This window comes from Mycobacterium sp. 1164985.4, assembly GCF_001668575.1.
Lineage (GTDB): Bacteria > Actinomycetota > Actinomycetes > Mycobacteriales > Mycobacteriaceae > Mycobacterium.
Genome location: NZ_LZMD01000053.1, coordinates 105,756 through 111,909, shown reverse-complemented (window position 1 = coordinate 111,909; position 6,154 = coordinate 105,756). Strand labels below are relative to the sequence as shown.

The window sequence follows — 6,154 nt, the reverse complement described above, 5'->3', positions numbered from 1 at the left end:
GCTCCACCAGGTTGCGGCACCAGTCACGCAATGTCAGCGCGTAGTGATGGCGCAGGTTCTCCTCGTGGACCACCTCTAGACCAACGTCCTGAGCCTCGGTGATGATGCGGCCCGACCCGGTGAGCTCACCGTCGGGGAAGACGTAACGGTCGATGAAACCCCCGGCACCCGCCGCTGTCTTGTTGTCCGGACGGGTGATGCAGTGATTGAGCAGCAGCGCACCGGGGCGCATCTTCGACTGCAGAAAATCGAAATACGCGGGGTAGTTGTGCACGCCGATGTGCTCGGTCAGCCCGATCGACGACACCGCGTCGAAACCGGACTCCCGCACGTCGCGGTAGTCGCCGTGGCGCACCTCGGCGAGGTCTTCGAGCCCGTCACGGGCGATGGCTTCGCTCGCCCAGGACGCCTGCTCTTTCGACAGCGTGACTCCGATCGCCTTGACCCCGTGCCGCGCCGCGTAACGCACCATGCCGCCCCAACCGCAACCGACGTCGAGCAGGCGGTCGCCGGGCCGCAGGCGCAGCTTCTCGAACACCAGGCGGTACTTGTTCTCCTGCGCCTCCTCGAGGGTCGCACCGTCGTGCGGGTAGCACGCGCAGGTGTAGGTCATCGACGGGCCGAGTACCCATTCGTAGAACGCGTTCGAGACGTCGTAGTGGTGGTGGATTGCCTCGGCATCGCGAGTCTTACTGTGCCGCAATCCTTCCGCGATACGACGCCAACGCGGCAGCGCCTCCTGCGGCGGCGGTGCGATCGGCTTGAGGTGCTCGATGCCGATGGACCGCACGATCTGGGCGAGCACCCGCGCGGGCGGACGCTTGAAGTCCATCTTGTCGTCGAGCGACTTGAGTAGTTCGTAAGGATCGCCGGGATGCACACCGTGCGGTACCAAGTCGCCCGACACGTAGGCCCGCGCCAACCCCAGATCCCCAGGGGCAGTGGCCAGATACGTCGTGCCGCGCGGCGTCAACAGCTCCAGGCCGATCGCGGAGTCCTCGGGTCCGGCGGCACTTCCGTCGTACGCGGTGAAGCGCAGCGGCAGGTCACCCCCGGCGAGGATCTCCAGAATCTCGGCCAGCGTGAGTTTGCCTGCCGCCGTGTGTGTCGCGTGTTCCTTGAATGTCGTCATCGCCTCTGCACCGCCTTCGCGTAGAGATCGAGCAGCCGTGAATCTGGATCGTATGCCTTTTTCACGATCTTGTACGTTTCGCCGCCGTACAGATCGTCGAATTCCTCGCGGCTGTAATAGGAATCCGAGTACAACGATTTGTGTCCGTCGAGTTCGCTGACCTTGCGCTCGATGAGCCTGTTGGTGTGTCCCTCGGTGGGGCCGACGGGCACTGACGACCAGAATCCGACGTTGACGTAGGTCTGCTGCGGCCGGATCGGATACAGCGGCCAACCGGCGTCATCGCGGAGCCGCAACGGGCACAACCAGATCGGCTCGATCGGCACGTTGTCTCCGAACCAGTGCAGGAACTCCGCGACCCGTCCGATCGGAACCTCGACATCCTGGACGACGCGTTCGCGCGGGGGCCGGCCGTTGCGCTTCTCGATCCGATCGGCGATGTCGAAGCGCTGGTCGTAGCCGATGAGTTTCCAGTAGAAGCTGCTGCGCCGATACCGGCGCGGCCAGAACCGGCGGATCCGCGGGTTCTGGGCGCCGAACGCCCGTGAGCACCAGAACCAGTCGGTGTCCCACCGCCAGAGGTAATCGTGGATGGTGAGCCGGTCGTGTTTCTCGGCGCCGTTCTCGCCCGCGTGCTGGATCGAGCGGTAGTAGATCTGCTGTCCGGTGTAGTCGCTGACGGGTCCCGGCGTCGCGGTCTGGAAACCCAGCGTCAGGTAGGCCTCGTCGGCGGAGAACACCACGCCGTCGAGATAGTCGACGGGTGAGTCTCCGTAGCGGCGGGTTTCGACGATGCGGTCCATCACGGCGACGAGGTCCCCGATCGTGTTGAACCGCAGATGGCGCAGCGCCACGAATGGCCGCACGGTTTCCAGCTCGATCTTCAGCCGGACCGAATAACCGAGCGTGCCATACGAATTGGGGAAGGCCCGATACAGATCGGCGTTCTGGTTTGGGGACGCGGTGACGACATCGCCGGTGCCGGTGAGGATGTCCATCTCCAATACCGACTCGTGCGGAAGACCGTTGCGAAACGACGCCGACTCGATCCCCAACCCCGTGACCGCCCCGCCGAGCGTGATCGTCTTCAGTTGCGGTACCACCAACGGCGACAAGCCGTATGGCAGCGTCGCGGCGACCAGGTCCTCGTAGGTGCACATGCCGGCGACGTCGGCGGTGCGCGCGTCGGGATCCACCGCGATGACACCGGTCAAACCCGAGACGTCCAGCCCCGTCCCAGCGGTCTTGGCGCGCGCACGGAACAGGTTCGACGTGGGCTTGGCCAGGCGCACCGTGGCGTCGGGCGGAATCGCACGGTAGCTGTTCAGGAGCCGCTGCACGCCCTCGGCCTGAAGAGCATGTGCGTCGGTTCGGGCTACAGACACGCATATACGCTAGTCCGCAGTCGCAGGCGATGCGACCGCATGGAACCTTCTACCGAGGAGCTCGTACCGATGGGACAGGTCAGCGCATCCAGCACCGTCTTGGTCGACGCTGCGCCCGAGGCGGTGCTGTCGGCCGTCGCGGATTACGAGAACGTGCGCCCGAAGATCCTGTCGCCCCACTACAGCGACTACAAGGTGCTGCAGGGCGGACAGGGCGCGGGCACGGTGGCCAGCTGGAAGCTGCAGGCGACCAAGTCACGGGTGCGCGACGTCAAGGCCGAGGTCGATGTGGCCGGTCACACGGTCATCGAGAAGGACGCCAACTCGTCGATGATCACAAACTGGACGGTGGCGCCCGCGGGCCAGGGGTCGTCGGTGACGGTCAAGACGTCCTGGCAGGGCGCGGGCGGCATCGGCGGCTTCTTCGAGAAGACGTTCGCGCCGCTGGGTCTACGCAAGATCCAGGCCGAGGTGCTCGAGAACCTCAAGAAGCACGTCGAGGGGTAACACCTGTCAGGGCTACGTCGAGCCCAGGAACCCCGCGATACCGCGCACGACGGCGTCGGCGTACTTCTGCCTGCCCTCGGGCGTCTTCATCAGCGCCGAATCGACCGGGCTTTTCATGTTGCCCAGCTCGACCAGGATCGACGGGTACTGCGCGAGGTTCAGGCCCGCGATGTCCGAGCGGGGGTTCAGCCCGCCGGAGCCGATGTAGGTCGACGGCACGAACCCGGAGGCCTGCAGCTGGTCGCGCATGATCGCCGCGAACCGTGGAGACGGCCCCGCCTGCGCGTCGTTGAGCGGCGGGGACGAGTACAGGACGTGGAATCCGCGACCGGTCGGCGGGCCGCCGTCGGCGTGGATGCTCACGATCGCGTTGGGCTTGATCGAATTCGCCAGCGCGGCGCGCTCGTCGACGCACGGGCCCAGCCCGGTGTCGTCACCGCGCGACATGGCGGTGCGCACGCCGAGCGCGTGCAGGGCCTGCCGGATCCGCAGCGTCGTCTCCCAGGCGAAGGTGTGCTCGGTATAGCCGTCCTCGGTGGAGGTGCCGCTGGCCTGGCAGTCCTTGGTGCCGCCGCGGCCGGTGGGCACCTGCCTGCTGATCGAGCCGTCGTTGGAGCCGTTGTGACCGGGGTCGAGGAAGACGATCTTGCCCGCGATGTTGGCGGGAGCGGCATCGGCTTCGAACGCAGGGCTGACGAGCGTCGAAGCGGCGACGAGTAGTCCGGCGGCCACCGCGGCACAGCCGCGTAATGCTCCAGTGGCGCCGACACGCAGGCGGGCAGGCACGGCCGTCACCGTAACCGCAACCCCGACTAGGCTGAAAGCCCAAACGGCCGCGAGCCGATGACAGAGACCAAGTCGAGACCTGACCGCAACGAAGACGCAAGGGGACCACTCATGCAACCGCAAGGCCAACCCGATATGTCCGCGCTGCTCGCGCAGGCCCAGCAGGTCCAGCAGCAGCTGATGGAGGCGCAGGAGGCGCTGGCCAACGCCGAGGTGCACGGTCAGGCCGGCGGCGGTCTGGTGCAGGTCACGATGAAGGGCAGCGGTGAGGTGGTGGCCGTGTCGATCGACCCGAAGGTGGTCGACCCTGAGGACGTCGAGACGCTGCAGGATCTCATCGTCGGCGCCATCTCCGACGCTTCCAAGCAGGTCACCATCCTGGCGCACGACCGGCTCGGGCCGCTCGCGGGCGGCATGGGCAACCTCGGTATCCCGGGAATGTAATTGTTCGAGGGACCGGTTCAGGATCTGATCGACGAGCTCGGCAAGCTGCCCGGTATCGGGCCCAAGAGTGCGCAGCGGATCGCCTTCCACCTGTTGTCGGTGGAGCCGCCTGACATCGACCGGCTGACCGCCGTGCTCAACAAGGTGCGCGACGGGGTGAAATTCTGCGCGGTGTGCGGCAACGTCTCCGACGACGACCGGTGTCGCATCTGCAGCGATCCGCGACGGGACGCCTCACTGGTCTGCGTGGTCGAGGAGCCCAAGGACGTTCAGGCCGTCGAACGCACCAGGGAGTTCCGCGGGCGTTACCACGTGCTGGGCGGCGCGCTGGATCCGCTGTCCGGCGTCGGGCCCGAACAACTGCGAATCCGCGAGCTACTCAACCGCATCGGCGAGCGGGTGGACGGGGTGGACGTCACCGAGGTGATCATCGCGACCGACCCGAACACCGAGGGCGAGGCGACGGCGACCTACCTGGTGCGCATGTTGCGCGACATTCCGGGACTGACCGTCACCCGAATCGCGTCCGGCCTGCCGATGGGCGGTGACCTGGAGTTCGCCGACGAGCTCACGCTCGGCCGCGCGCTGGCGGGCCGACGCGCCATGGCATAGCCGAGGAAGGATGTTCATGCCGGACGAGGAGTTCAAGGTCGAGGTGGAACTCGGCAGCGCCGAGCACCATCTCTCATTCTGGGAGAAGCTGCGCACCCTCGATCTCGACGACGGCGCACGTAAGCGGCTCGGATCGCGGGTGACGGTCACCCGCGACGGCGACCGCATCCAGCTGTACACCGCCACGCTGGCCGACGCGCAGGAAGCCGAACGCACGGTGCGCGCGCTGGTGGCCGACGACCGCGTCGACGCGCGGTTCGCGGTGAGCCGCTGGGACGGCGACAGCCAGGAGTGGGTCGACCCGGTCAGCGGGCAGGAGGTGCCCGACGATGCGCCGGAAGTGGCCGCCCCCGATCCGGGCTACGTGATCCTCGAGGCGTACAAGCCGGAGTTCCTGCGCGACCTCGGTCTGTAGCCGGCGCGACTTGTCGGTGCCCGCGGGCAGGATGCGGGCATGGTTGAGGTAATTCTCGGCGGGGAGGCCGTCGCGGCGGGGTGGGTCACCCGCCATGCACTGAGAACGTCGTACCGCAAGGTGTTTCGCGGTGTCTACGCCGCCAACGGTGGTGAGCTCACGCTTCGCGGCCGCGCGATTGCGGCGTGGCTCGCGACCCGCCGCAAGGGGGTGATCGCCGGGCAGACGGCGGCGGCGCTGCACGGCGCGTCGTGGGTCGATGTCACACAGCCCATCGAGGTGGCCGGCGCATCGTGCGGCCCGCAGGAGGGACTGGTTCTGCGCACCGAGAGCATCGCTGATGACGAAATCACCTGTCTCGCAGGACTTCCGGTCACCTCGCGGGTGCGCACCGCGTACGACGTCGGGCGTCACCTCGACCGCGGCGATGCGCTGGCACAGCTGGACGCGCTGATGTGGGACCGGCCGTTCCCGGTCGAGGACGTGGCCGACTTGGCCCGTCGGTATCCCCGTGCGCCGGGGAGCAGGCAGCTACGCCAACTGCTGACGCTGGTCGACGGCGGCGCGGCGACGCCGAACCAGAGCCGCGTGCGGCTGGCGCTCATCGACGCGGGTTGTCCGCGCCCGCAGACTCAGCTCCCGGTCCTGGTCGGATCGCAACCGGTCGCCTATCTCGACATCGGCTGGCCGGAATACCGCGTCGCGGTGGTATGCGGGACGGAAGACGTTGCACAGCAGCAGATGTTGGAGAGCCTCGGGTGGATCGTGGTGTGGGTCGGCGACGGGGAGCGACTCCAGGTGTGGTTGGCGCGGGTAGAGGCGGCGCTGGCATGCCGGGGTTGCTTCGTGGAGACGACGGCCGCGGCCTGATCC

Annotated in this window: 8 protein-coding genes; 5 read left to right on the top strand and 3 right to left on the bottom strand. The window is 67.3% G+C overall.

The genetic code is table 11. The features are described 5' to 3' along the window. Together A5650_RS08870 and A5650_RS08865 are read right to left on the bottom strand one after the other, a co-directional pair. Nucleotides 1-1,132: class I SAM-dependent methyltransferase (locus A5650_RS08870; RefSeq protein WP_067289132.1), on the bottom strand; the 1,132-nt coding region annotated here is incomplete at its 3' end. Further along, nucleotides 1,129-2,517: an FAD-binding oxidoreductase gene (locus A5650_RS08865; protein ID WP_067289128.1), complete on the bottom strand. Its 1,389-nt coding sequence runs from the start codon at nucleotides 2,515-2,517 to the stop codon at nucleotides 1,129-1,131. The genes A5650_RS08865 and A5650_RS08870, both read right to left, overlap by 4 nt. A 69-nt stretch (nucleotides 2,518-2,586) precedes the next feature. Here A5650_RS08865 and A5650_RS08860 point away from each other — a divergent pair, with 69 nt between their 5' ends. Then, nucleotides 2,587-3,024: an SRPBCC family protein gene (locus A5650_RS08860; protein ID WP_067289125.1), complete on the top strand. Its 438-nt coding sequence runs from the start codon at nucleotides 2,587-2,589 to the stop codon at nucleotides 3,022-3,024. A gap of 12 nt (nucleotides 3,025-3,036) precedes the next feature. Here A5650_RS08860 and A5650_RS08855 read toward each other — a convergent pair whose 3' ends face one another. Beyond that, nucleotides 3,037-3,810 carry an Rv3717 family N-acetylmuramoyl-L-alanine amidase gene (locus A5650_RS08855; RefSeq protein WP_067289197.1) on the bottom strand — a complete coding sequence of 258 codons (774 nt, stop codon included), beginning with the start codon at nucleotides 3,808-3,810 and terminating at the stop codon, nucleotides 3,037-3,039. Nucleotides 3,811-3,921: 111 nt separating this feature from the next. Here A5650_RS08855 and A5650_RS08850 point away from each other — a divergent pair, with 111 nt between their 5' ends. The 4 genes from A5650_RS08850 to A5650_RS08835 are packed head-to-tail and all read left to right on the top strand — an operon-like array spanning nucleotide 3,922 to nucleotide 6,151. Beyond that, complete coding sequence (locus tag A5650_RS08850; RefSeq protein WP_067289122.1) at nucleotides 3,922-4,254, top strand: YbaB/EbfC family nucleoid-associated protein; 333 nt, start codon at nucleotides 3,922-3,924, stop codon at nucleotides 4,252-4,254. After that, a complete protein-coding gene (recR, locus tag A5650_RS08845) occupies nucleotides 4,255-4,866 on the top strand; it encodes a recombination mediator RecR (RefSeq protein WP_059101787.1) in 612 nt (203 codons plus the stop codon). Between the two features lie 16 nt (nucleotides 4,867-4,882). Continuing rightward, nucleotides 4,883-5,281, top strand: a complete 399-nt coding sequence (locus tag A5650_RS08840) for a hypothetical protein (RefSeq protein ID WP_067080543.1) — start codon at nucleotides 4,883-4,885, stop codon at nucleotides 5,279-5,281. Nucleotides 5,282-5,320: 39 nt separating this feature from the next. Further along, a complete protein-coding gene (locus A5650_RS08835; protein ID WP_067289119.1) occupies nucleotides 5,321-6,151 on the top strand; it encodes a hypothetical protein in 831 nt (276 codons plus the stop codon). Nucleotides 6,152-6,154: the final 3 nt, after the last annotated feature.

Excerpts from the sequence above, each read along its gene's own strand:
- A5650_RS08850 (WP_067289122.1), top strand. The coding sequence starts at position 3,922 with ATGCAACCGCAAGGCCAACCCGATATGTCCGCGCTGCTCGCGCAGGCC.
- A5650_RS08860 (WP_067289125.1), top strand. The coding sequence starts at position 2,587 with ATGGGACAGGTCAGCGCATCCAGCACCGTCTTGGTCGACGCTGCGCCC.
- A5650_RS08840 (WP_067080543.1), top strand. The coding sequence starts at position 4,883 with ATGCCGGACGAGGAGTTCAAGGTCGAGGTGGAACTCGGCAGCGCCGAG.
- A5650_RS08835 (WP_067289119.1), top strand. The coding sequence starts at position 5,321 with ATGGTTGAGGTAATTCTCGGCGGGGAGGCCGTCGCGGCGGGGTGGGTC.